We start from the raw sequence: 23,644 nt of genomic DNA on the forward strand, positions 1-23,644 counted from the left end.
AACTAGATCTCTGAATAATTTTCTCATTTCTATATTACATATTTACGGCTACAATTTTAAATAATTTTACAACATAAAACAATAGTTAAACAAAAAAACACAATATATTTTTAAAAATTATATAAAACACTGTAAAATAAACCGTAAAACAACATTAAGTCCACAAAAAATATTCATTTTTATCATTCATCAACAGATTTATTTCCTTTTTCGCCTTCTTATTTCATGTTGATAATAACAATTTTTAACAATAAGATAAGCGTAAATTTTTCGCTAAAATTTCGTAATTTTGTGGGTCTTAATTTTACGATGAAAGCATTCTTTTTCAACGGTAATTCTATCGGCAATCTAAAAAATTACAGCTGCAGAATATCAGATGAATTTGGGAATACCGGCAAAAGTTCAATTGATGACAGCCTGGGAAAATTCTAAGGCAAAACACCATTATACTGAAAGTTTTAATGCTTTACAGTTACTTTTATGAATAAACAAAATATGGCTAACACAACAGAAATAGACATAAAGAAACAGATTTTCGTTAAGAATGCACATCTTAACAATCTGAAACATATAGACGTCCTGATTCCGAAAAATAAACTTATTGTTATTACAGGTGTTTCAGGAAGTGGAAAATCCTCTTTGGCCTTTGATACTATTTATGCAGAAGGACAGAGAAGATATGTAGAAAGTTTAAGCTCTTATGCCCGTCAGTTTTTGGGAAAATTAGAAAAACCAAAAGTGGACGATATCAAAGGACTTGCACCTTCTATTGCCATCCAGCAGAAAGTAATTTCTTCCAATCCGCGTTCTACTGTGGGAACTTCTACAGAGATCTACGATTATATGAAGCTTTTATTTGCAAGGATCGGGAAAACCTTTTCACCGGTTTCCGGAGAAGAAGTGAAGAAAGATTCGGTTTCTGATGTAGTCGACTTCATCAAGGCTTCAAAAAAAGATACTTCCTTTCTATTAACTGCTCCTTTGGAATATGATGTTGACAATTTCAAAGAAACCTTAAATATTTTAAAACTGGCAGGTTTCACAAGGCTTGAAATCAATGGAAATGTTGCAGGAATTGAAGACCTTGAAAGTTTTGGTTTTACTCCTGAGAAAGGAATGACTATTAATCTTGTCATCGACCGTTTCTCATACGAAGAAGACGAAAGTTTTTTACAGAGACTTGCAGACTCTATACAAATGGCGTTCTATGAAGGACGCGGATATTGTTCACTAAAGAACATCGATACAGAAAAAGTAAAAGAATTTTCCAATAAATTTGAGTTGGACGGCATGGAGTTCCTTGAACCCAACGTTCATTTTTTCAGCTTTAATAATCCATACGGAGCATGTCCGGCGTGTGAAGGGTATGGAAAAGTAATTGGAATTGATGAGGATCTTGTAGTTCCTAATAAAACATTATCCATCTACGAAGATGCTGTTGTCTGCTGGAGAGGAGAAACGATGAGCGAATGGAAAAAAGATTTCATCAAAAAAGCAGGTGATTTCCCTATCCACAAACCTTATCATCAATTAACAAAAGAACAGAAAAACTTCCTTTGGAAAGGTGACGGAAGGAGCAGTTTCCCTTGCATCAATAATTTCTTCAAGATGCTTGAAGAAAACCTTTATAAAATCCAGTACAGAGTAATGCTTTCCCGTTACAGAGGAAAAACCCTTTGCCCGACATGTGAAGGGTTGAGACTTCGTGAAGAAACAAGCTGGGTAAAAGTAGACGGACACAATATTCAATCGATGATTGAGCTTCCTTTGGATGAGCTGGCTCCTGTCATTAATGGATTGAAGCTTTCTGATCATGACAAAGAAGTAGCCAAAAGACTGATCTATGAAATCACCACCCGCCTGGAATTTTTATTAAAGGTAGGATTAGGATATTTAACCTTAAACAGAACGTCCAATACCCTTTCAGGAGGAGAAAGCCAGAGAATTAACTTAGCAACCAGTTTAGGAAGTTCTCTGGTGGGTTCTATTTACATATTGGATGAACCTTCTATCGGACTGCACTCTAAAGACACCGAAAACCTGATCGAAGTATTGAAAAATCTTCGTGACCTTGGAAATACCGTTATTGTAGTAGAACACGACGAGGATGTGATGAGAGCGGCAGACTATATTATTGATATTGGTCCGGAAGCAGGTTATCTTGGTGGCGAACTGGTATTTGCCGGTGATTATAAAGACTTGAAAAAAGCCAATACCCTTACTTCAGAATATCTTACGGGAAGACTTGAAATTGAAGTTCCGAAAAAAAGAAGAAAAGGAAAAGAATGGATTCATATTAAAGGTGCGCGTCAGAATAACCTTAAAAATATAGATGTAGACGTTCCTTTGGAAAGTCTGGTAGTTATTTCCGGAGTTTCAGGAAGTGGAAAGTCTACTTTGATGAAAGAGATCCTCACCAATGACATCCAGATCCAACTTGGAATGGGTGGTAAAAAAGGAGACTATGATTCTGTAGAATTCCCGAAAAAACTGATCAAAAATATTGAATTGATTGATCAGAACCCGATTGGAAAATCATCCCGTTCAAACCCTGTCACCTATCTAAAAGCTTACGATGATATCCGTGATCTTTTTGCCAAGCAGAAAGTGGCCAAAATGATGGGTTACAAGCCTAAGCATTTCTCTTTCAACGTGGATGGAGGTAGATGTGATGAATGTAAAGGAGAAGGAGTAATCAATGTGTCTATGCAGTTTATGGCAGACATCGAGCTTGAATGCGAAGTTTGTAAAGGAACCCGATTCAAAAATGAAATCCTTGAAGTAAGATTTGATGAAAAAAACATCTCTGATATTCTTCATATGACCGTAGATGAAGCATTGGAATTCTTTAAAGATAATAATGAAGAAAAGATTGTAACAAAGCTGAGACCTTTGCAGGAAGTAGGATTAGGCTACCTGCAGCTGGGACAAAGCTCTTCTACCCTTTCAGGTGGTGAGGCACAACGTGTGAAACTGGCTTCTTTCCTTGTAAAAGGAGTAACCACAGATAAAACATTATTCATCTTTGACGAACCTTCTACAGGGCTTCACTTCCATGATATTCAGAAATTACTGAAGTCATTACAGGCTTTGATTGATCTTGGACATTCAGTGATTGTTATTGAGCATCAGCCTGATATCATCAAATGTGCCGATTATATTATCGATATCGGTCCGGAAGCCGGAAAACATGGTGGCGAAGTTGTATTTGCAGGAACACCTGAAGATCTGACTAAAAATAAAAAGTCCTATACGGCAAAATACATCAAAGAAAAATTGGAACAATAAATACAATCGGCTGTTTTAAAAACAGCCGATTTTTATTTAGATTCTTTATCTTTATTCAACTTATTAACCCATTACAAAATTATTCTTTATGCCTTGGAATCCCGAATTATACGATCAATACAAAGATGTACGTTACAAACCCTTTTATGATTTAGCAGCATTAATTAAGCCTGAAAATAATATAAAAGCTATTGATTTAGGCTGTGGAACCGGAGAACAAACCTCTATTCTAATGGAAAAACTCACAGGTTCTACATTCTTAGGAATTGATTCATCAGCAGAAATGCTTGAAAAATCAAAGAAATTTGAAAACGATCATTTACATTTTAAGCTTCAGAGCATTGAAGAAGCAGCACTGTCTGATCAGAAATGGGATCTTGTCTTCAGTAATGCCGCTTTACAGTGGGCTGATGATCACGAAACTTTATTTCCTAAAATCATTGGATTACTTTCAGAGAATGGACAGTTAGCCATACAAATGCCCGTCCAGAAAGAAAATATTCTGAACCAGATTCTAACGGAAATGGCAGATGAGGAGCCTTATGCATCCCAATTAAATCATTTTAACCGCGATTCTCCGGTGCTTTCAATGGATGATTATGCCCAGATATTATTTGATAACGGAATTCATGATATTGAAATATTTCAGAAAGTATATCCCATCATTGCGAATGATCACGAGGCTTTATACACCTTTATTTCAGGAACGGCATTGTTACCTTATTTAGAACGTCTGGAAGGAGAACAGAAAGAACAATTCATCTCCGAATTTAAATCTCGTATCGCCAAAAGGTTTACGAAATATCCGGCTATCTATGCATTCAAGCGCATCCTGATGTATGGCCGTAAGAAATAGAAAATCTTGATCCCCCATAAAAGAAAGCTGCCACAAAAGCCAAATTATTTGGCTTTTGTGGCAGCTTCGTCTTTATAGATTCTTTACTATTTTATATTATACAAGAACGGACTTTCCCTGATATACTCAGAATTTTCAATCTGAGAAGCTAAAAAATCAGCAAGATCTGCAGCACTGATACTTTCTCCTTTGCAGTCTGTAAGGCTTATTTCCGTTGGAAAACGGTCCTCTGTAAGATGAATCAGAGGTAGTCTTACCAAGGTCCAATCCAGGTTGCTCTCCAGAAGAAGTTCATATTCTTTTTGTTTATCAGTTGTAGTCTCACGGTAATTCTGATACATCCAGTCTGTCGCCATTTTTACCTTTTCATTTTTATGATCGGACGGTGTATTTACACTCAAGCCTGTAGTTACAATATAGCGACCGATTCCATGATGACTCATTGCAGAAATGATATTTTTTGTAGCATCACTAAAAATAGACTTCTCTCCTTTTGGCTGCCCTAAAGTACTCATGACAAGATCAGTTCCTAGAATCAATTTATCGATCGCTGTTGTATCCCTTGCATCTCCTTTTACCACTTCAATTAATGGATTTTGAAGGGTGAAATTCTTGGGATGCCTTAATAAAAGTTTAAGATGATATCCTTTCTCAAGAAGGTTTTGTACCAGATATTGTCCGGATTTTCCGGTTCCGCCGATGACGGCAATTTTATGGATTTTCATAATGATTTTTTTAATATTAAATATCAATAATCAGCAGCTGATTCACCGCTAATGACCATTAGTATTATAAAAGATGAATTGTCTTTTCTTTAGATAAGAATAATAGGTATATAGGGTTCAGAAAATTGAACCTAAGATGTTCAGGCTTAAAAGTAACACCTGACTCATAGTAATATGTATTACGAGATTTTAATGAATTAAAGTTACTTATTTTCCTTATTAAAAAAATCAAAAAATTATGATTTTGACAACATATATTAAAAGAGAAAGTTTTTAACTTTGATAACAAACTTACTACCAGCACATTCCATCAAAAACATCTACACTAATAAAATATAATAATATGGAACCCTTTACAGTAAACATCCCTGAATCGGTGATCACCGATCTTAAAAATCGCCTGCAAAATACCCGCTGGCCCGGAGAACCTGAAGGCTCAGGCTGGAACTACGGAACCAACGAAACTTACCTAAAAGAACTTACCCATTACTGGATCAATGATTATAACTGGAGAATGCGCGAACAGCAATTGAATCAGCATCCTCAGTATATCGTACTGATAGACGGAATTCTAATTCATTTTCAATACATAAGGGGAAAAGGTCCTAACCCAAAACCATTGATTCTTACTCATGGCTGGCCGGATAGCTATTACCGTTTTCATAAAATTATCCCATTGCTTACAGAAGGCGAAAAGAGTTTTGATCTGGTTATCCCTTCCATTCCGGGATTTGGTTTTTCTGATAAAACAGCAGTCAGCAGCGAAAGAGTCGCTGATCTTTGGAAAAAATTAATGACAGAAGTACTTGGCTACAAAAAATTTTATGCTGCAGGAGGAGATATCGGCATGGGCGTAGTAAAAGCACTGACTTCAAAATACCCTGAAGTCCTGGAAGCTGTTCATCTTACCGATGTGGGATACCCTACCGGTCAGGAAGATTTCACCACAATGAGTAAAGAAGAACAGGAATTCGCGCAGTTTGTTCAGCAGTGGTGGTACAGCGAAGGAGCTTATGCCATGGTACAGTCTACCAAACCTCAATCTCTGGCCTATGGTCTCAATGATTCTCCTGTCGGATTGGCAGCCTGGATCATTAGCTTTACCAATGCAGGAGCTTCTCCGGAGCTGATTGAAGCAGCATTTGGGGGCAGAGACGAATTACTTACTAATATTATGATTTATTGGGTCACACAAACCATTGGTTCTTCTGCCAGAATGTATAAGGAAGATGCAGCGGCTTTATGGAGCGGAACACAGGTTCATCAAAAAAGCAGCGTTCCTGCAGGAGTACTTGTATTTCCACGCGAAGCCCAGTTTCCAAAAGAATGGGCAGAACGTTTTGTGAATGTCACCAGTTTTAAAAAGATGAATGAAGGTGGCCATTTTGCCGCCCTAGAATTACCTCATCTATTTGCAGATGAGCTAAGGTCATTCTTTTATTCTGTCCCATAAAAACAATGTATGAAATATAATATATCTGCCCTTCTTACAGTTTCTGTTTTGATGATGAGCTGTACTACACAAAAGAAAAATACTGAAAGTAATGATTATGAAGTAAGACTGGATACTTTAACCTTCTTTGACCAGAGCAGAAACCGGAAGATTCCTGTAGCCTTTTATCACCCTAAAACGGATAAAAAGATTCCCAATCAACAGGTTATTATCTTTAATCACGGATATGGTTTTAATAAGGGTGGCGATTATTTTGTCTACTCTTATTTGACTGAAAAACTGGCTTCAAAAGGTTATTTTACGGTCAGTATCCAGCATGAACTTACAACAGACCATCTGTTGCCCACTGAAGGAAATTTACAAATGATGAGAAGGCCTTTCTGGCAGAATGGTTCGGATAATATTCTTTTTGTACTGAATAAACTTAAAAAGATGAAACCAGAACTGGATTATAAACATCTTTCCTTAATAGGCCATTCCAATGGTGGTGATATGACAGCATTATTCGCAAATCAGCATCCTAACCTAGTATATAAACTGATTACAATCGACAACCGCAGAATGTTTCTGCCCAGAACTTCTGTTCCTAAAGTATATACTCTGCGTTCTAATGATTATCCGGCTGATGAAGGCGTACTTCCAAATGAGGTAGAACAAAACAAGTATTCTATGACAGTACAAAAAACCTCCATTAATCATAGCCATATGGATAATAAAGGCAGTGATGAAGAAAAAAGAGTCTTAAATGATTTTGTTTTAAAATATCTTTCTGAGCAGTAATTTCAAAAAGCTCCACAAGTTATCCACAAAAAAATGTGGATAACCTGTGAATTTTAACATTTAATTCATATTTCGTATTAAAATAATTACTACATTTACTATGTAATAAACATCGAAGTGGAAACTTTATTTGCTTTTCTTACTACTCTTGAAATTGCAATTAAATTTGAAATAAAAATTTAAGCACAGCATTGTCGGCTGTGCTTTTTATTGTTGTCTAATTAAAAAAATGAGATGTATTTATCTACTGGATCTACCCCTAAAGGGTAGATTCTTTTATCCATATATCCTTTCAAATAAAGATTTTTAGAGTTTTTGAATCCCAGAACATCTATTTATTCCAAACTGTATTAAAGAGCCGGTCAGAAAACCTATCATCAATGCAGAATTCATTTTAATCAGATTGCTCTTTATAATGTTATAATCTCCTCATATTTTTCCCCGTACGGTATAACATTTGTATTTTACAGTTTAATTATCAACAATATGGACGAAACGAAAATAGAATCTTTAGACCTGATTAATGATAAGTATTTAATAGATGAATATTTTAAACTTAAGGTGAATAAGGAATTAAATATTGACATTGATCTTAGCTCTGAATATATCACTGCACATAATATAGTTTCAAAAAAATTAATTCTTGTGCAGACATTTTCTCATACCATTATGGAAAACCCGCAGCTCTATCTTTTATTACGCTCTTTAATTCATAACGTCAACAGTTATCACGTAACAAAAAGTCAAATGATTTCTGCTCTGAATAATACATAAAAAAAATCTCTCAAAATTTGAGAGATTTTTTATTTAGAAAATCGAAAGATTTACACCTGCTCTTTTATATGCTTTGCCACCATTTCTTCAAGATCATCCAGATTAAAAGGTTTTGAAACATAATCATCTGCCTTTGCTTCGGAAGCTAAAGCAGCAATATCATTGTTTGCCGTAACATAAATGACAGGAATGTGATTGAATTCTTCACTGTTTTTCAGAAGTTTTGTGGCTTCCACTCCTCCAATTTTCGGAATCCAGTTATCCATCAGAATAACATCGGGATGATATTCGGCTACTTTCTCCAGAATATCATGTGAAGTTTCTGAGATTCTGACCTCGTAGCCATTCTCTTCAAATATGATGGTAATCACTTCCAAAATAGCAGCGTCATCATCAAAAATTAAAATTTTCTTTTTGCTCATATTATTTAGGTTATTCTATTACAACTGATTGATATAATCTGCCAGATTATCCGGTTTGATAATTTGGTCATAATCTATTTCTTCTACGGCATGTTTGGGCATATATTCCACTTCTGCCGTTTCAGGATCCTGGATCCATACCTGTCCGTTATTTTTTTTAATATAACAAAGCCCTTCTACTCCATCAGCATTGGCTCCAGACAGAAGAACTCCAATCATATTCTCTCCATAAATTTCTGCTGCAGACCTGAAGGTAACATCTATTGAAGGACGGGAATAATTCATTTTTTCTGAGCTGTCCAATGACATATTTTTCTTATTCTCAAACAGCAAATGATAATCTGCCGGAACAATATAAATCGCATTATTGTCTATTTCAGTTTTATCTTCTACTTCTATCACCGGTATTTTCGTGAACTGCTGTAATAAGGTTCTCAGAATGTCTCCGGATTGGGATTTACGGTGAACCACCACTACGATTGGGATTTTCAGAATATCATTCAGGTTTTTGATCATTTCAATAATGACCTGTAAACTGCCTGCTGATCCTCCTATAACAATTAATTCAATGTTTTTCTGTGATTCCATAGCATTGGTTATTAATGATGATCAAGCTTTTTCCAGATTTTCTGGTCTTCAATCTGATGGTAATTCTTTTCAATAGTGGAAAACCTGAGTGTTTCTTTTGCTCCCAAAGCAAGAAAACCTAAATTTTCCAGACTATTATCGAAAAGTTTAAAAACTCTTTCCTGTAGTTCTCTATCAAAATAGATCAGAACATTTCTGCATATAATCAGCTGAAAGCTATTGAAAGAACTGTCTGAAACCAGGTTGTGCGTAGATAAAATAAGTTTTTCCTGTAAGCTTTTATCAAATTTTACACTATCATAATTGGCCGTATAGTAATCTGAAAAATCACGTTTTCCTCCTGAAAGCATATAATTTTCAGAATATAATTTCATCTGATATAACGGGAAAACACCGGCTCTGGCTGTTTCAAGAACTGCGGGATTTAAATCTGTACCATAAATCAGGGATTTATCATACAACCCTGCCTCTTTCAATAAAATAGCAATAGAATAGGCTTCTTCTCCCGTAGAGCAACCAGCAATCCAGATCCTAATCAGCGGATAAGTGCCTAATTGTGGCAGAACTTTCTCACGTAATGCTTTGAAAAAAGAAGGATCCCGAAACATTTCTGTAACATTTACTGTAACTTCTTCTACAAAACGTTTTAGATATTCCACATCATTCATAAGGGTATACCTAAGTTCCGCGAAGCTGGTAAACCTATCCAAAAGACATATCCTGTTTACCCTTCTTTTAAACGAAGCCCTGCTATAACCTGAAAAGTCATAGCCATACATCTCATAGACATCGTTGATCAGATATTCTATTTCTCCATCTTTTACGATACTTGGTTCCAGCATCTATGAAAGTTTTTCTATTGCCATTAGTAAAAGGTCTACATCAATAGGCTTTGAAACATAATCATCAGCGCCTACCTCAATACATTTCTCACGGTCTTCAGGCATAGCCTGTGCGGTTACTGCAATAACTGGTATATCTTTAATTTCAGGCGTATTTCTTATGATTCTTACGGCTTCATATCCGTCTATTCCCGGCATCATCATATCCATAAGCACCATTGAAAAATCAGGATCAGCTTTTAGCATATCTAAAGCTTGCTGAGCCATCGTACTGGTTTCTACTGCATATCCGCGGGCCTTAAGGGTGAGTTTCAATGCGAATATATTACGTGGATCATCATCCACAATTAAAATTTTCTTTTTCATCAGAATTTTATCTGTTTAACTTTCATACAACCAAACGCGAAGCAGCGATAACAGCTGATCAATATCTACTGGTTTTGAGATATAATCCGAAGCACCTGCTGTAATGCATTTCTCACGGTCTCCAATCATTGATTTTGCGGTTACCGCTATAATAGGCAGTTTTTTAAATGCCGGCATTTTTCTGATCTGCTTTATGGTTTCATAACCATCCATTTCCGGCATCATCATATCCATTAAGATCACGTCTATATCAGGATTGTGGTGAATTTGTTCCAGAGCATGCATTCCGTCCATGGCTACAATAACCTCTACTTTATATTTTTCCAGTGCTTTGGTTAAAGAAAAAATATTGCGGACATCATCATCGGTAATCAGAACCTTTTTACCACTCAGAACCTCTGTTAGGGATCCCAGCATTCTGCCTGCAGTACTTTCTGCGGAATTATTTTTTTCTTCCACCAGATGCAGGAACAATCCTACTTCATCCAAAATCCTTTGGTACGAATGCGCTGTTTTTACAACAATTGAATCTGCGTATTGCTTTATTTTAAGCTCTTCTTCTTTAGATAAATGGTGTTCTGTAAAGATGATAATGGGAAGGTTTTCCAGTCCTTCATGGCTTTTGATAGATTCTATGACGTGATAATCATTTCCTTTTGCGCTCGCAATATCCAGAATAACGCAGTCTACAAGATCAGAAGTCAGAGCTTTTACGCTATCTTCTACCGTATGTTCTACAGATAAAGAGATATTAAAATTGCTCAGGAAATAAGACAATGCACTGGCATGTTTGGCATTTTCTTCAACAATCAGCACTTTTTGAGATCCTTTTTTTAAGGCTTCTTCAATCTTTCTGAAAACGTCAGTCATTTTATCCAGTGCTACCGGTTTGTTAATAAAGTCAACGGCACCTTTCATCAGACTTTCTTTTTTAAGATGAAGAACAGACATCATATGAACCGGAATATGTTTGATATAAGGATCAGATTTCAGTTCATCCATGACCTCCCAGCCATCTTTCACAGGAAGCTGAACGTCCAGTAAAATAGCATGCGGATGGTACTTCTGAGCCGCTGAAAGAGCATAATCTCCTCTTACCACAACTACTCCTTTATAGCTCTGCAGATGGGCATATTTCAATAAAGCTTTTGCAAAATTGATATCATCTTCAATAATCAGAATGACTTTATCTCCTTCCTGAATATTTTCTCTGTCGTCTGCTACATCTTCAGGAATTTCAAGGGTATTTACCGGAATTACTTTTGGTTCTCCTTCATCAAGAATATTCTGAATTTCTTCCACATCTTCACGAATTACCTCTACAAGATCCTGATCTGTCTCAGAATGTATAATCTCTGTCACCGCGTGTGCAGGAATAATAAAGCTGAATTCACTTCCTTTGTCTATCTCACTTTTCAGAACCAATTCACCTCCAAGAAGTCTTGCTATTTCACGGCTTATGGACAGACCTAAACCTGTTCCTCCGAACTTTCTTTTGGTAGATCCATCAGCCTGCTGGAATGCTTCAAAGATAATTTTTTGCTTATCTTCTGCTATTCCAACGCCTGTATCTTTCACTGAGAATATGATAAAATCAGGTTTTTCAGAATGTTTCTTGATGTGTAAACCGATGCTTCCTTTTGTGGTAAATTTTAGGGCATTCGACAATAAATTTCTCAATACCTGGTCAATTCTCAGACGGTCACTTTCGATCACTTTCTGTACATTTGCATCGATTTCGATATTAAACGGGAGTGCTTTCTCCTGAAATACAGGATTGAAAAGACTCTTAAGGTCTTTTACCACTTCTTCAAGGTTTACGTCCTGATATTCAAGCGTCATTTTACCAGATTCTATTTTGGCAAGATCCAAAATTTCATCAATAAGGGTTAATAAGCTTGTGCCTGAACTATGAATTACTTTGGCAGATTCCATTTGATCTTCGTTAAGATTTTCGTCAGGATTTTCCGTCATTAATCGGGATAAAAGAAGAATAGAATTCAGCGGAGTACGCAATTCATGAGACATATTGGCTAAAAACTCAGATTTGTATTTAGTACTTAATGCCAGCTCTTCTACTTTTTTCTGAATTTCATTATTACGTTCAGCAATTAAATGATTTTTTTCTTCCAGCAATCTGGAGCGCTCTTCCAGTTCTGCATTAGCCTGCATCAGCTCTTCCTGCTGTACTTTAAGCTCTTCTTCAGATGCCTGAAGCTTCTGGGTTTGTGCTTCCAGCTCCGTATTCAGATTTTCAAGCTCAGAGTGCTGAACCTGTAATTCCTCAGATTGAGCCTGTGTTTCTTCCAATAATTGCTGCTCTTTTTCTCTGCTTTTTGCAGCACTCAAGGCGATTCCTATATTGGTACAGCATTCTTCAAAATAGTGTATTCTGTCTTCCTCAAAATTAGAAGTAGAACCAAGCTCTAATACTCCTATTATATGGCCGTCTGCAAATAGCGGCAGCAATATAATTCCGTAAATTTTAATCGTACTGCTGGCAAAAGTAACCACAAAATCTTCTTCATGAAGGTTATTATAAACCTGTGTCTTAGCATTAACAAAAGCCTGTCCCACCATTCCTTCTCCGGGTTCAAAAGCTTTTTTCATATTGGATTCCAGTCCAAATGCTTTATTAAGTTTTAAAATTCCTTCATCATATAAATACACGGAACCATTAATACATTTTCCGTATTCAATCAACTGTATTAAAGATTTATTGGAAACTTCCTGTACAGTCTTATTCCCTACCAGGGATTCATTCAGTAGCGCAAGCCCTTTCTGACGCCAGTCGCTCTTATTAATCTTATCAAAAGAGGTTTTGAGAGACTCCGTCATGTGATTAAGAGATTCTACCAGATCTCCAAGATCATCCTGAGCATTATCCACCGCTTTTTCACTGTAATCCCCATTCGCTACTCTGTTGGCAATTCTTTGAATAGCACTTACACGGCGCGTCATTTCTTCATCTTTTGCCTTAAGCATTTTCTCAAGCTTATCTCTTCGGATAAGATCTGCGCGCATTTTTATATAGAAAAATACAGTGACAACCACTGCAGCAACGGCGGAAAAAAGGATAAAAAGAACAGTTGTACCGGACGAACGGTTGAGATCATTATTTTTAATTTCAACCTGGTTTTCTTCATATTGTACAAAATCATTGACAATTTTCCGGCACTGATCCATATAGATTTTACCCTCAGTAATTTCCTGTTGCGTCATGATAATGCCTCTTCGTCTGTTCTCAACCAAATGTTTCAGGTTCTGCATTACCTGATCAACTGCTGCTTTTAAGCCTGCAAGTCTTTGAATTTGATTCTGATCATCGATATCCAAAGATTCAGCGCGTACCAAAGCTTTAGGATATTCTCTTAATCCCCGTTTATAAGGTTCAAGAAAATCTTCCCTTCCGGTAAGCTGATACCCTCTGTTTCCTGTTTCTGCATCCAGTAAAGCAACGAGAACGTCTTTCACCGCTGTTACAGAACGTCTGCTTTTGGAAAGATTTTCACGGTGGTTCATCTGATTTTGGATACTCCAATAAGAAGCCAACGAGCTGGCTATTAAAATCAAAAGTGAAAGACCTACTCCGAACTGAAGATTTCTTATTATTTTTTTCGGCATTAAAATTAGTTTAGTGGTAATGTGAAATAAAAAGTAGAGCCTTCATCTACTATACTGGAAACCCCAACACTTCCATGGTGCTGTTTGATGATCTCGGAACAGATAAACAATCCGATTCCCATTCCCTGAAATTGCAGTGAAGATTCTTCTACACGGTAGAATTTTTTGAAAACCGCATCCTGTTTAAAATCAGGAATACCAATTCCAAAGTCAGTTACGTTCACTCTTACTTCTTCAGCTTCTTCATCTACAAAAGTGGTGACAATCACCTGATTATTATCTGGTGAATATTTTATAGCATTGGTCAGAAAGTTGATGAGCACCTGTTCTATACGGATTTCGTCTAAAGAAATTAAAATATCCGGTTTTGTTCCGTGACGCTCAATTTTCACTTCACGCTGATCATGAGTTTGTATGATTGTTTCAATGGCATTATTGATCAAATTTTCCAGATTAACGGGTTTTTTATTAATTTTCAGCTTGCCATTTTCTATTTTAGAAACATCCAGCAGATCAGTGATCAAGGTATTCAGCTTTTCAATCTGTCCCTGAACTTTCGCTACAAATCCTGCTTCAGAGCTTTCTTTATCGAGTTTTAATTTTCTTTCCAACAACTGAACATAGGCTTTAATACTCGTTAAAGGAGTCTTTAGCTCATGGCTGGCGATGCTTAAAAATTCATCTTTTTCTTTTTCAACTTTCTTCTGATCATCAATATCGGTAAAAGTTCCCACCCAGTTTTTAATACGGCCTTCATCATATACCGGCGTTACTCTAAGCAAATGATAACGGTAATTACCAGAAACCACATTTTTAATTCTGACCTCCAGCTCAAGAGCTTTTCCTTTTTTTCTGCATCTCTCAAATTCTTCTGTTATATCAGGATCATCCGGATATATTTCAGGAAAATTCTGTTCAGAATCTGAATATTCATACCATTTACCGTTCACGAAATCCACAGTTCCGGCTTCATTAAGGGTAAATGCAATTTGTGGAAGTGACTCCAGCATTAAGTGAAAATGGTCAATCTGAGACTTCATTGTCACTTGTGATTCACGTCTTCCTTTAACCTCCAGCTCAAGATTCTGCTGGGCCTTCTTCATTGCTATATTCTGCTCCTGAAGATTATAGAATGTTTTTACTTTCAGTAAAAGAATTTCAGGATCTACAGGTTTCGTGACATAGTCTTTAGCACCGGAAGCATAGCCTTTCGTTATAAATTTCTTATCTGTATTAACAGCAGATAAAAATATAATGGGAACTTCTTTTGTTTTACTGTAATCTGCCAATGTTTCTGCTACTTCAAAACCGTCCATATCAGGCATCTGAACATCCAGAATAATGAGGGCATAGTCGTTTTTAAGGGCTTTAGCAAGCGCCTCTTCACCGGAATTGGCTGTTTCCACCTGAAAATCTTTGGACTCTAGTAATTTTTGCAGTGAATAAAGATTACTTTGATTGTCATCAACAATTAAAATCATAGAAGTTAAAATCAATAATTAGTTACAGATATTTAAACCTCAAAAATACTTACAATATTTCAAAACGTAGCAATTTTTAAAGTATTATGAATAACTAATTCATACCACATTTTATGCTTTAAATAGGAATAAAATGAGATTAAGGGAGCTCATCCCATCTAAAAAAAATTTCTATCATTTCAGAGAAAACCAGATTATAAAACTCCTAAAACCTACTTGAGCATTTGTTGTTAATGTTTTTCTCTTGAATCAACATCTTGATCATTACGCTACTAAGGCAAATAATTTGTAATTTTATAATCTTAGCCAGGCCTCATAGTTCAATGGATAGAATAGAAGTTTCCTAAACTTTAGATCCAGGTTCGATCCCTGGTGAGGCTACAAAACGTGAACTCTTTGCTTAAGCATCTAAGAAAAATGAATGCTCTTGATGATAAATCGTCTAATTTGACAATTAAATTTTGAATAATTACAAGATAATAACAATCTTAAAAGAGGCTATCTCTTCTAAGATTTAAGACAGCCTCTTCTGCTTTATAAATTGTATAAAATCTTTTTTGTAAAAGTATTTCTAAGTAAAAAGTAACTTAGTAGAAGAAATCGAGCACCATTTTTTTATAAATTCTAAACACTAATATATTTTTTGAGCACCTCAAGAAGATCTGCCTTTCTTACAGGTTTGGGAAGGAAATCATTCATTCCGGCTTCAAGGCACTTTTCTTTTTCGCCCAGCACATTTCCGGCTGTAACGCCTATGATAGGTATGTGTTCATATCCCGGCAGCATTCTGATATTTTGTGTTGCCTCAATACCGCTCATTATTGGCATCTGTACATCCATCAGGATAATGGAAAACTGCTTTTTCCTGCATTCCTCCAGAGCCTGCAGCCCATTGACTGCTTCCGTTAGATGTATACTGGGAGCAAGAGATTTCATCATTCTATTATTCAGGACCATATTCACAACATTATCATCAACCAAAAGCACATCTAATTCCGGGGCAAATAAATGGGAAACTTTTTCAGACTGGTCCTTCCCGGTTTCCACTGTATAACTTCGATCTACTTTTTTTAAGGTTTTGTATAGTTCATGTGATTTGATAGGCTTCAACAATAAATGTGCATTTTGTATTTTCCTAACCGAGGTAAATATGCTCAATTCTTCTGAAGAAGAAGAAAGTATTATAAATGGGGAAGTCTCTTTTCGCTGGTTGAACAGCCCTGTCATTTTATCAATCGTTTCCAATCCGGACATAAGAGGCATATGATAATCCATCAGGATCACATCGAACCGCTCACCTTTCAACAAGATATCTAATGCTTCCATCCCATTAGAAGCCAGGGTAGATTTGATATTCTTATAGCTAAGCATGTGCTCAAGAATGATCCTGTTGGTTTCATTATCATCAACCACCAGGGCCGTTTTGATCGTTATTTCATCCTCCTCTCTCAATTGAGAGATCTCGTAAGGAATCTCAATGTCAAAGAAAAATACAGAACCGCTTTCCTTTGCGCTGCTCAGCGACAAATGGCTTCCCATATATCCCAGGATATTGTTCGAAATAGTAAGCCCTAGACCCGTGCCACCATATTGTTTACTGATGGAACTGTTTTCCTGAGTAAAGGCATCAAAAATGTATTTCTGTTTTTCAACAGGGATGCCGATTCCCGTATCTCTAACCGAGAAACGCAAAGCAATAGTACGATCATCCATACGTAATTTCTCTACTTTTAGCTCGATCTCTCCTTTTTCTGTGAATTTCACGGCATTCCCAAGAAGATTGATCAAGATCTGCTTTAACCTTGCTTCATCCATAAAAAGTATTTTTGGAAGACCCGGTTCAATATTGAGAAGAAGTTCGATATTTTTTTTCTGGGATTGATAAATAATAACATTGATAACCTGGCTCAACATGTCATAAACATCACATTTTTCAATCAAAAGCTCCATTTTTCCGGATTCTATTTTAGAAAAATCCAATATATCATTGATAATGCTAAGCAGGTTTTCACCTGACTCATTGATGTAATTCAGATATTGCATCTGTGTTTCATTCAGTGGTGTTGTGAGGAGAAGGTCTGAAAAGCCAATAACTCCGTTTAAAGGAGTTCTGATCTCATGACTCATATTGGCAAGAAATTCGGATTTTGCTTTGCTGGCAATATCTGCTGTTTCCTTGGCATTTTTTAGTTCTTCATTTATCTTTACAGCATTTGTAATATTCTGTATGGAAATAATTACTCCTCCTACTTCATCTTTTGTAAGATACCAAGGTCCGACTTTAAGGTCGTAATGCTGAATTTGTTCTTTTCCTTCTACCTTTAGTGTATAGTCACTGTTGATGTAGGTTTTTCCCAACAGCGCATTGTCATAAATCTCTTTTCTTTCTTTGGGTATACTAGGTGATATAGTGAAAAGATTATTACCAATAAGTTCTATATTATTCATACTAAATTCCTCCTTCCATCTGTTGCTTACGGCAACATAATTAAGGTCTTTATCAAACATGGCCAAAGGAACAGGAACATCAGTGGCAAAAGACTGCATTATAGCCTCCTTGCGGGTAACCTCCAGAAACATCTTTTTGAAGGCATCAATGTCCTGAATGATTCCGAAAACCCTTTTGCAGCTATTACCTTCAAATTCGGGAATCCCTTTTACTCTTACCCATATCGTAACTCCATCATTACGCAAAAGCTGAAACTCCTCATCAAAAGTAATTCCTTGTTGTATTGCTCTGTTAAAAAGGTATTTTATTCTCTCCTTGCTTTTTCCTTTGTAAAAATCAAAGGCAGTTTCGAAAGTAGGCTTGAGATCATCTTTCAGTTTGTGAATTTCTCTTGTACTTTGAGACCAAAAGAGCTTTCCGGTCTTCATATTGGCTTCCCAACCTCCCACTTGGGCTACTAAGCTTGTTTCCTCAAGCATTTCCTTAGTGTTAAACAGATCTTTTTCCAACTTCCCGCGTCGGATAAGGTCAGATTTTAGTTGTATATAAACAAAAATAGTTACCCCAATGGCTGCCATGGCAGAAAAAACGATGAACAAAACGGTCCACTGGGAAGACTTGTTCAGATCTTCATTTTTTATAGCAAGTTGAACTTCCTCCTTTTTTACAAATTTCTGAACGAGCATGCGGCATCTGTCCATAGCCTCCTTGTTTTGTACAAGTTCGTCCGGACTCATTAATATTCCTTTTTTACGATTCTCAATAAGCAATACATATTCCTTCATCATCATCTCTGAAGTATGCAGCAATTCATTTAGGATATTAATCTGATCTTTATCTCTCAGATGAAGTCTACCTTTGTTAGAAACAAGCAACGGATATTCACTCTTACTTTTATTGAAAGGTTCAAGAAAACTTTCCCTTCCGGTAAGCTGATATCCCCGATTTCCTGTTTCGGCATTTAAAAGAGTATTTAAGATATCTTTTGCTAAGCTTATAGATTCCTTATTTTTTAATAAGTCTTTCCTATTCTCCATCTGCTTATGTATGCTTATATAAGATGCTATGGAACTAGCAATCAGAAGTATCAAAGAAATCACTACTCCAATTTGAAGATTTCTTATAATTTTTTTTGGCATTAAATAGTATTTTTGTAATAAAATACTAAAAATAGATCATTTTATAATATTAACAAATTAATTTAGAAATTTGTCAGCAGATATTGGAACATGAGTATAATTTAAGCCGTTTAAAGATAGAGTTGCCCAATTTAAAAGTTTATTTTGTATGTTTTCCTGATTGCTAGTTGTTATCTAATTTGCTTATTTAAAAAAGGAACTGTTTTTTTATAACAAATTGACAATAAAAACCTTACGTCAGATATAGATGGTTGTTTAGAATTGTATTAAAAATATAGAGGAATCATCTGCTGGGCTACATGTAACCTATAAATCAATAGTTCTAATTGTATATTGAAATTTCTCCACAAAAAAACCTCCCGAATCACTGAGAGGTTATACTGTAATTTGTCAGAAATATGAAATTTTCAATGCTCAAATATAATTAAGTGTTTACACGATCGAATATGATCTGAATCATACCGTTCCAAAAAACCTTTTGACACCTATTTTAATGTAATAATTTACAAGCACATCACCATAGAATTTTCTCCATAATTTACTGACATATATTAGTTTAATATCAATTAAATCACCCGTTATTCAAAATCAATTTTCGTACATTTAAGGTATAAGTTTTAAAATATTAAGTTATGAAAGCAGTACGTTTTTTCGGGCACAAAGATGTCCGTGTTGTCAATGATATGGAAAAACCCACTCCTAAAGGAGATGAAGTCTTGCTAAAAATTGGAGGAGCAGGTGTATGCCACTCTGATCTTCATATTATTGACGAGGGAACTGTAGGAGGTTCAGTATTCACATTAGGCCATGAAAATGCCGGCTGGATTGAAGAAGTAGGGCCTGACGTGAAGGGCTATAAAAAAGGAGATGCCGTTCTGGTCTATGGTCCATGGGGATGTGGCCATTGTAAACCCTGTCAGCAATCCAAAGAAAATTATTGTGACCATCAGTCCGAAATGGCTTATGGAGGTGGTTTGGGACTAGATGGAGGGATGGCTGAGTATATGCTTGTTCCTTCTTCAAGATTATTAGTTCCTATCTATGATCTGGATCCTGTGATTGCCGCTCCGCTTACTGATGCAGCTTTGACTCCTTATTCCGCAATTAAAAGATCATTGTCTAAACTAACACCCGATGAGTATGTTGTAGTGATTGGCGTTGGAGGACTTGGGCACGTTGCTCTGCAGATCCTTAGAGAAGTTAGCGGCAGTACAATCATTGCCTGTGATGTAACGGACGAAAAACTAGCCTTCGCCAAAGAACTGGGTGCGACATTTACTGTGAACTCAAAAGATGCCAATGCAGCAGAACAGATTCAGAGAATTACAGGAATCAAAAAAGCTAAGGTGGTCATTGATTTTGTTGGGGCAACATCCACCATTGAACTTGGAACTAAAATTGTGAGTCTGGATGGTGATCTTACCATTGTCGGATTGGGCGGTGGCCATTATCAGTACAGCATGTCCGGACTGCCATTTGGGGTGAGCATGACGAATCCTTATTGGGGATCAAGAGTTGAGCTTATGGAAGTGGTAGGATTGGCAAGACAGAAAAAAATTCATATTGAAGTTGAAAAATATAAACTGGATGAGGCCAATGAAGTTTATGATCGGATGAGAAATGGAAAGATCAGAGGTAGAGCTGTTTTGATTCCATAACAAAATGAAATAGAATATAAAGCCGGAAGTAGTTTTGCTTTCGGCTTTTTATTATCTATACACCATGAAATGTTCAGAATAACCTTTGTATTGATATACCCGGCTTGTTAATTTAACATCATTCACCTTTATCCGTTCAGCTTTCATAGATTTTAAAATGGCAACACAATTATTATAAGGAATCCACAAGTGCCATCGCAGTCATGTGCTATTCCTTCAATATCATTACGATCAGGAACCACATAAGTCAGTCTTAAGTTTTTAAGATTAGATTCATATGAACAACCTTACTCCATAAAGTAAATTCAAATCTATTAATTCCAAGTAAAAGCTAAAAATATCTGCTACTTTTTATTCATCATTCAATTTTTATCAAATTAAATTGTACATTTGTTTTTCTATTATGCAAAAATTTCTCAGAGTCTTTTTTGTTTTTTCTTTACTTCTGATATTTGTTTCAAATGTCAGCGGGGTTACAACATGTCTTGACCATGCCAGGCACTCCAAAGGTAAAGTGACTTATAAAAAAGGTTCAAAAGAAGAGAAAATTCCTACTTTTTCTCAGGACGACGAATGTCAGTGTGCACTTCATTTACACATGAGTAATGTTCTTCTCCCTGAACCTTTGAATTTGGATTTTGCTATCGACACTACCAATGATAACGAGATGCCACAACCAAAAGCCATTTCTTATCGTTGTCTTCTGGACTTTTTCAGTTCCAGAGCTCCTCCATATCTATTTTCTGCAGTAGCTTAATCTATGCTGCCCTAATATTTTCGTTTACAGATTTTTTAGTCTGTACTGTAATTCCGTGGATACCTGTGTCTTCACACCTATAAGGATATCCTTTTATTAATGGGCAAATTAAATGCCCGTACACCCCTGTTCATGACTACCAGTAATTTTAATTATTCGGGAATAATTCATTGTATTTCCCCAAATTCTGTGAAACTTTTCAGTCTAAGTTTCATCACCGCATCATCATTTCTGTATGCTCAATCCCGTTCTGAAGATTCACTATCTACTGTGGTTCAAACCGTAGAGGTCACCGGAAGAAAGTCTAAAGATTATACTTCCGACTATTCTTTTGCCGCCACCAAAGTTGCGATGAAAAACAAAGATCTACCCTTAACACTCAATACCGTTACCAAAGAACTGATCACCGACCGTCAGGCTTTCCAGCTTGGAGATGTGATGAAAAATGTGAACGGAGTTTCTCCTTCCAGCTATTATAACCAATACAATATCCGTGGCATCAGCCAGAATGAAGAAGGCCAGATCATCAATGGAATGAGGACAAGACAGTATTATTTTTTACAACCGATGACTTCCAATATAGAACGTGTGGAGGTTTTCAAAGGGCCGGCAAGTATTACCATGTCCAGTGTAGATCCCGGAGGAACGATCAATATGGTTACCAAAAAGCCATTATCAAACCCTCGCCACGAAATCAGTTTATCAGGTGGAAGCTTTGAAACTTACCGTGTCACTACAGATCTTACAGGTCCTTTAAATAAGAGCAAAACTTTATTATTCCGTTTTAACGGAGCGTATCAAAATGCTCATTCATTCAGGGAGCATGTTAAAAACAGTGGTATTCTGATCTCTCCTTCTATCACCTTTGTTCCGAATGAAAAAACATCCGTGAATATAGAAATGATTTTTAATGATCTCTATGGAAACCTTGACAGAGGGCAGCCGATTTTCGGAGCAGTAGCAGGAAAAACAGATTTATACAGCACTCCTAGAAATCTGAATTTAGGAGCTCCGGATGATTTTTTTAAAACCAGAGAACTCATAGTAATGGGAACGGTTGCCCATCATTTTAACCAATCCATCAGTTTTAATGCTTCCTATATGAAGCAATATTGGAGAGAAAACCTGCAGGAGCATAGAACAACCAACTCTTTTGTGCCTGATATGGATAACAAATCGGTTTCCAGCCTTGCCATGATGCAGTTTGTACAAAGAAAGCAAAACTGGGCAACAGATAACATTAATGCTTATTTTAATTTTAAATTCAAAACCGGGGCTGTTCAGCACCAGGCTTTGATAGGCTATGACAGTCAAATTTGGGAGAAACGTAAAGGCGGACAACAGAATGCAGCAAGAGGTTTTCTGCTGAAGAACGGTTCGGTAGCTTCTTCTTACAGTCCTGCAAAAGCTTCGGATTATCAGACCGTTAATTATAATGGAACAATTATTCCTAAGCCTAATGTCACGCCATTTGATCTGAATCCGAAAGCTGTAAATTATCAGGGTGCGGATTTTAATACGCTTAATGTGATCACGCCCTTACCTTCTGCTCTTACCACAACGCATGCAGCTTATATCCAGCATCTTTTTACCTGGAAAAAGTTTAAAATATTAACGGGAATCCGCCAGGAATGGTTTCAGGATATTACAAACTTCAAAGAAGCTAATGAGACCTTTTTTAACAATAATAAACTGCTGTACAGATTCGGTATTACCTATAGCATAACGGATTATATCAATGTATATGGAACTTATTTAACTGGCTATCAACCTCAGTCCAATACGGTAACGTTGATGCCCAATACCTCGAGTCTTACAGGATCTGCAGCAAGATTCAAACCTTTGACTTCTGATCTTAAAGAGCTGGGAATCAAAGCACAGCTTTTTGGAAGAATTTCTCTGAATCTTGCAGTGTATGAAATCAACCAGAAAAATATTTTAATCAATGCCAATAATCCTTCAGAACCTGACGAACTTGTGCAGCGTGGTGCAGACCGAAGCCGGGGATTTGAAACTGAGTTTTCCGGTCATATTCTTCCACAATGGCATATTTACGGAGGCTACAGCTATATTGATGCTAAAATAATGGATGACAGTAACCCCGATGTCATAGGTAAAAGAAAGGAAAACACGTCTAAGAATTCGGTGAATATCTGGACACGCTACAATTTTTCAACTATTGAATTCCTCAAAGACTTTGGGATTGGTGCCGGAATACTTTATCAGAGTTCTAAAGTTCCGTGGTTTACAAGGAGTTTTGAGCTTCCCGCCTATACAACAATAGATGCAGCATTGTATTATACTCCTGCAAAGACTGTCCAGCTCTCTTTTAGTCTGAATAATATCACCAACAAAGTCTACTGGATAGGAGCTCAGAACTATTTAAGACTGTTTCCGGGAACTCCAAGAAATTATTTACTAACTGCTACTTATAAATTTTAA

16 protein-coding genes and 1 tRNA gene are annotated in these 23,644 nt (G+C 36.4%); 9 read left to right on the plus strand and 8 right to left on the minus strand.

What is annotated here, in order from left to right; genetic code table 11:
- Positions 1 to 495 precede the first annotated feature (495 nt).
- Together uvrA and A1704_RS02395 are read left to right on the plus strand one after the other, a co-directional pair.
- Positions 496 to 3,288 (plus strand): excinuclease ABC subunit UvrA, encoded by a 2,793-nt coding sequence (gene uvrA, locus A1704_RS02390; RefSeq protein ID WP_062671555.1) that lies wholly within the window; start codon positions 496 to 498, stop codon positions 3,286 to 3,288.
- A gap of 88 nt (positions 3,289 to 3,376) precedes the next feature.
- Positions 3,377 to 4,144, plus strand: coding sequence for a methyltransferase domain-containing protein (locus A1704_RS02395; RefSeq protein WP_062670105.1), 768 nt, complete (start codon positions 3,377 to 3,379; stop codon positions 4,142 to 4,144).
- 86 nt (positions 4,145 to 4,230) lie between these two features.
- Here A1704_RS02395 and A1704_RS02400 read toward each other — a convergent pair whose 3' ends face one another.
- Positions 4,231 to 4,869 carry an NAD(P)-dependent oxidoreductase gene (locus tag A1704_RS02400; RefSeq protein ID WP_062670107.1) on the minus strand — a complete coding sequence of 213 codons (639 nt, stop codon included), beginning with the start codon at positions 4,867 to 4,869 and terminating at the stop codon, positions 4,231 to 4,233.
- 343 nt (positions 4,870 to 5,212) lie between these two features.
- Between A1704_RS02400 and A1704_RS02405 the strand changes: the two genes are divergently transcribed.
- The 3 genes from A1704_RS02405 to A1704_RS02415 all read left to right on the plus strand — a co-directional run bounded on the left by A1704_RS02405 (position 5,213) and on the right by A1704_RS02415 (position 7,876).
- Entirely contained in the window at positions 5,213 to 6,322 is a 1,110-nt protein-coding gene (locus tag A1704_RS02405; protein WP_062670108.1) for an epoxide hydrolase family protein, read from the plus strand.
- A gap of 9 nt (positions 6,323 to 6,331) precedes the next feature.
- Positions 6,332 to 7,102, plus strand: a complete 771-nt coding sequence (locus A1704_RS02410; protein WP_062670111.1) for an alpha/beta hydrolase — start codon at positions 6,332 to 6,334, stop codon at positions 7,100 to 7,102.
- Positions 7,103 to 7,588: 486 nt separating this feature from the next.
- Positions 7,589 to 7,876, plus strand: a complete 288-nt coding sequence (locus tag A1704_RS02415) for a hypothetical protein (protein WP_062670113.1) — start codon at positions 7,589 to 7,591, stop codon at positions 7,874 to 7,876.
- A 50-nt stretch (positions 7,877 to 7,926) separates the two neighbouring features.
- Here the strand turns inward: A1704_RS02415 and A1704_RS02420 are convergent, their stop codons facing one another.
- From A1704_RS02420 to A1704_RS02445, 6 genes are read right to left on the minus strand one after another with little or no spacing between them, the layout of a single operon-like run.
- Complete coding sequence (locus tag A1704_RS02420) at positions 7,927 to 8,298, minus strand: response regulator (RefSeq protein ID WP_062670114.1); 372 nt, start codon at positions 8,296 to 8,298, stop codon at positions 7,927 to 7,929.
- Between the two features lie 18 nt (positions 8,299 to 8,316).
- Positions 8,317 to 8,886: a chemotaxis protein CheB gene (locus A1704_RS02425; protein WP_062670117.1), complete on the minus strand. Its 570-nt coding sequence runs from the start codon at positions 8,884 to 8,886 to the stop codon at positions 8,317 to 8,319.
- Positions 8,887 to 8,897: 11 nt separating this feature from the next.
- Positions 8,898 to 9,728: a CheR family methyltransferase gene (locus tag A1704_RS02430; protein ID WP_062670119.1), complete on the minus strand. Its 831-nt coding sequence runs from the start codon at positions 9,726 to 9,728 to the stop codon at positions 8,898 to 8,900.
- Positions 9,729 to 10,094 carry a response regulator gene (locus A1704_RS02435; protein ID WP_062670121.1) on the minus strand — a complete coding sequence of 122 codons (366 nt, stop codon included), beginning with the start codon at positions 10,092 to 10,094 and terminating at the stop codon, positions 9,729 to 9,731.
- 15 nt (positions 10,095 to 10,109) lie between these two features.
- Positions 10,110 to 13,718, minus strand: coding sequence for a response regulator (locus A1704_RS02440; RefSeq protein WP_062670123.1), 3,609 nt, complete (start codon positions 13,716 to 13,718; stop codon positions 10,110 to 10,112).
- 5 nt (positions 13,719 to 13,723) lie between these two features.
- The gene (locus A1704_RS02445; RefSeq protein ID WP_062670125.1) at positions 13,724 to 15,199 is read right to left on the minus strand and encodes a hybrid sensor histidine kinase/response regulator; all 1,476 of its coding nucleotides are present in this window, start codon (positions 15,197 to 15,199) and stop codon (positions 13,724 to 13,726) included.
- 309 nt (positions 15,200 to 15,508) lie between these two features.
- Between A1704_RS02445 and A1704_RS02450 the strand changes: the two genes are divergently transcribed.
- A tRNA-Arg gene (locus tag A1704_RS02450) sits at positions 15,509 to 15,580 on the plus strand.
- A 243-nt stretch (positions 15,581 to 15,823) separates the two neighbouring features.
- Here A1704_RS02450 and A1704_RS02455 read toward each other — a convergent pair.
- Complete coding sequence (locus tag A1704_RS02455; RefSeq protein WP_062670127.1) at positions 15,824 to 18,787, minus strand: response regulator; 2,964 nt, start codon at positions 18,785 to 18,787, stop codon at positions 15,824 to 15,826.
- A 632-nt stretch (positions 18,788 to 19,419) separates the two neighbouring features.
- On the opposite strand from A1704_RS02455, the gene A1704_RS02460 reads away from it, so the two are divergent.
- The 3 genes from A1704_RS02460 to A1704_RS02470 all read left to right on the plus strand — a co-directional run bounded on the left by A1704_RS02460 (position 19,420) and on the right by A1704_RS02470 (position 23,644).
- Positions 19,420 to 20,445, plus strand: a complete 1,026-nt coding sequence (locus A1704_RS02460; protein WP_062670128.1) for an NAD(P)-dependent alcohol dehydrogenase — start codon at positions 19,420 to 19,422, stop codon at positions 20,443 to 20,445.
- Between the two features lie 403 nt (positions 20,446 to 20,848).
- Positions 20,849 to 21,202 (plus strand): hypothetical protein, encoded by a 354-nt coding sequence (locus tag A1704_RS02465; protein ID WP_062670130.1) that lies wholly within the window; start codon positions 20,849 to 20,851, stop codon positions 21,200 to 21,202.
- Between the two features lie 189 nt (positions 21,203 to 21,391).
- Positions 21,392 to 23,644, plus strand: coding sequence for a TonB-dependent siderophore receptor (locus A1704_RS02470; RefSeq protein WP_062671556.1), 2,253 nt, complete (start codon positions 21,392 to 21,394; stop codon positions 23,642 to 23,644).

The organism is Chryseobacterium cucumeris, assembly GCF_001593385.1.
Lineage (GTDB): Bacteria > Bacteroidota > Bacteroidia > Flavobacteriales > Weeksellaceae > Chryseobacterium > Chryseobacterium cucumeris.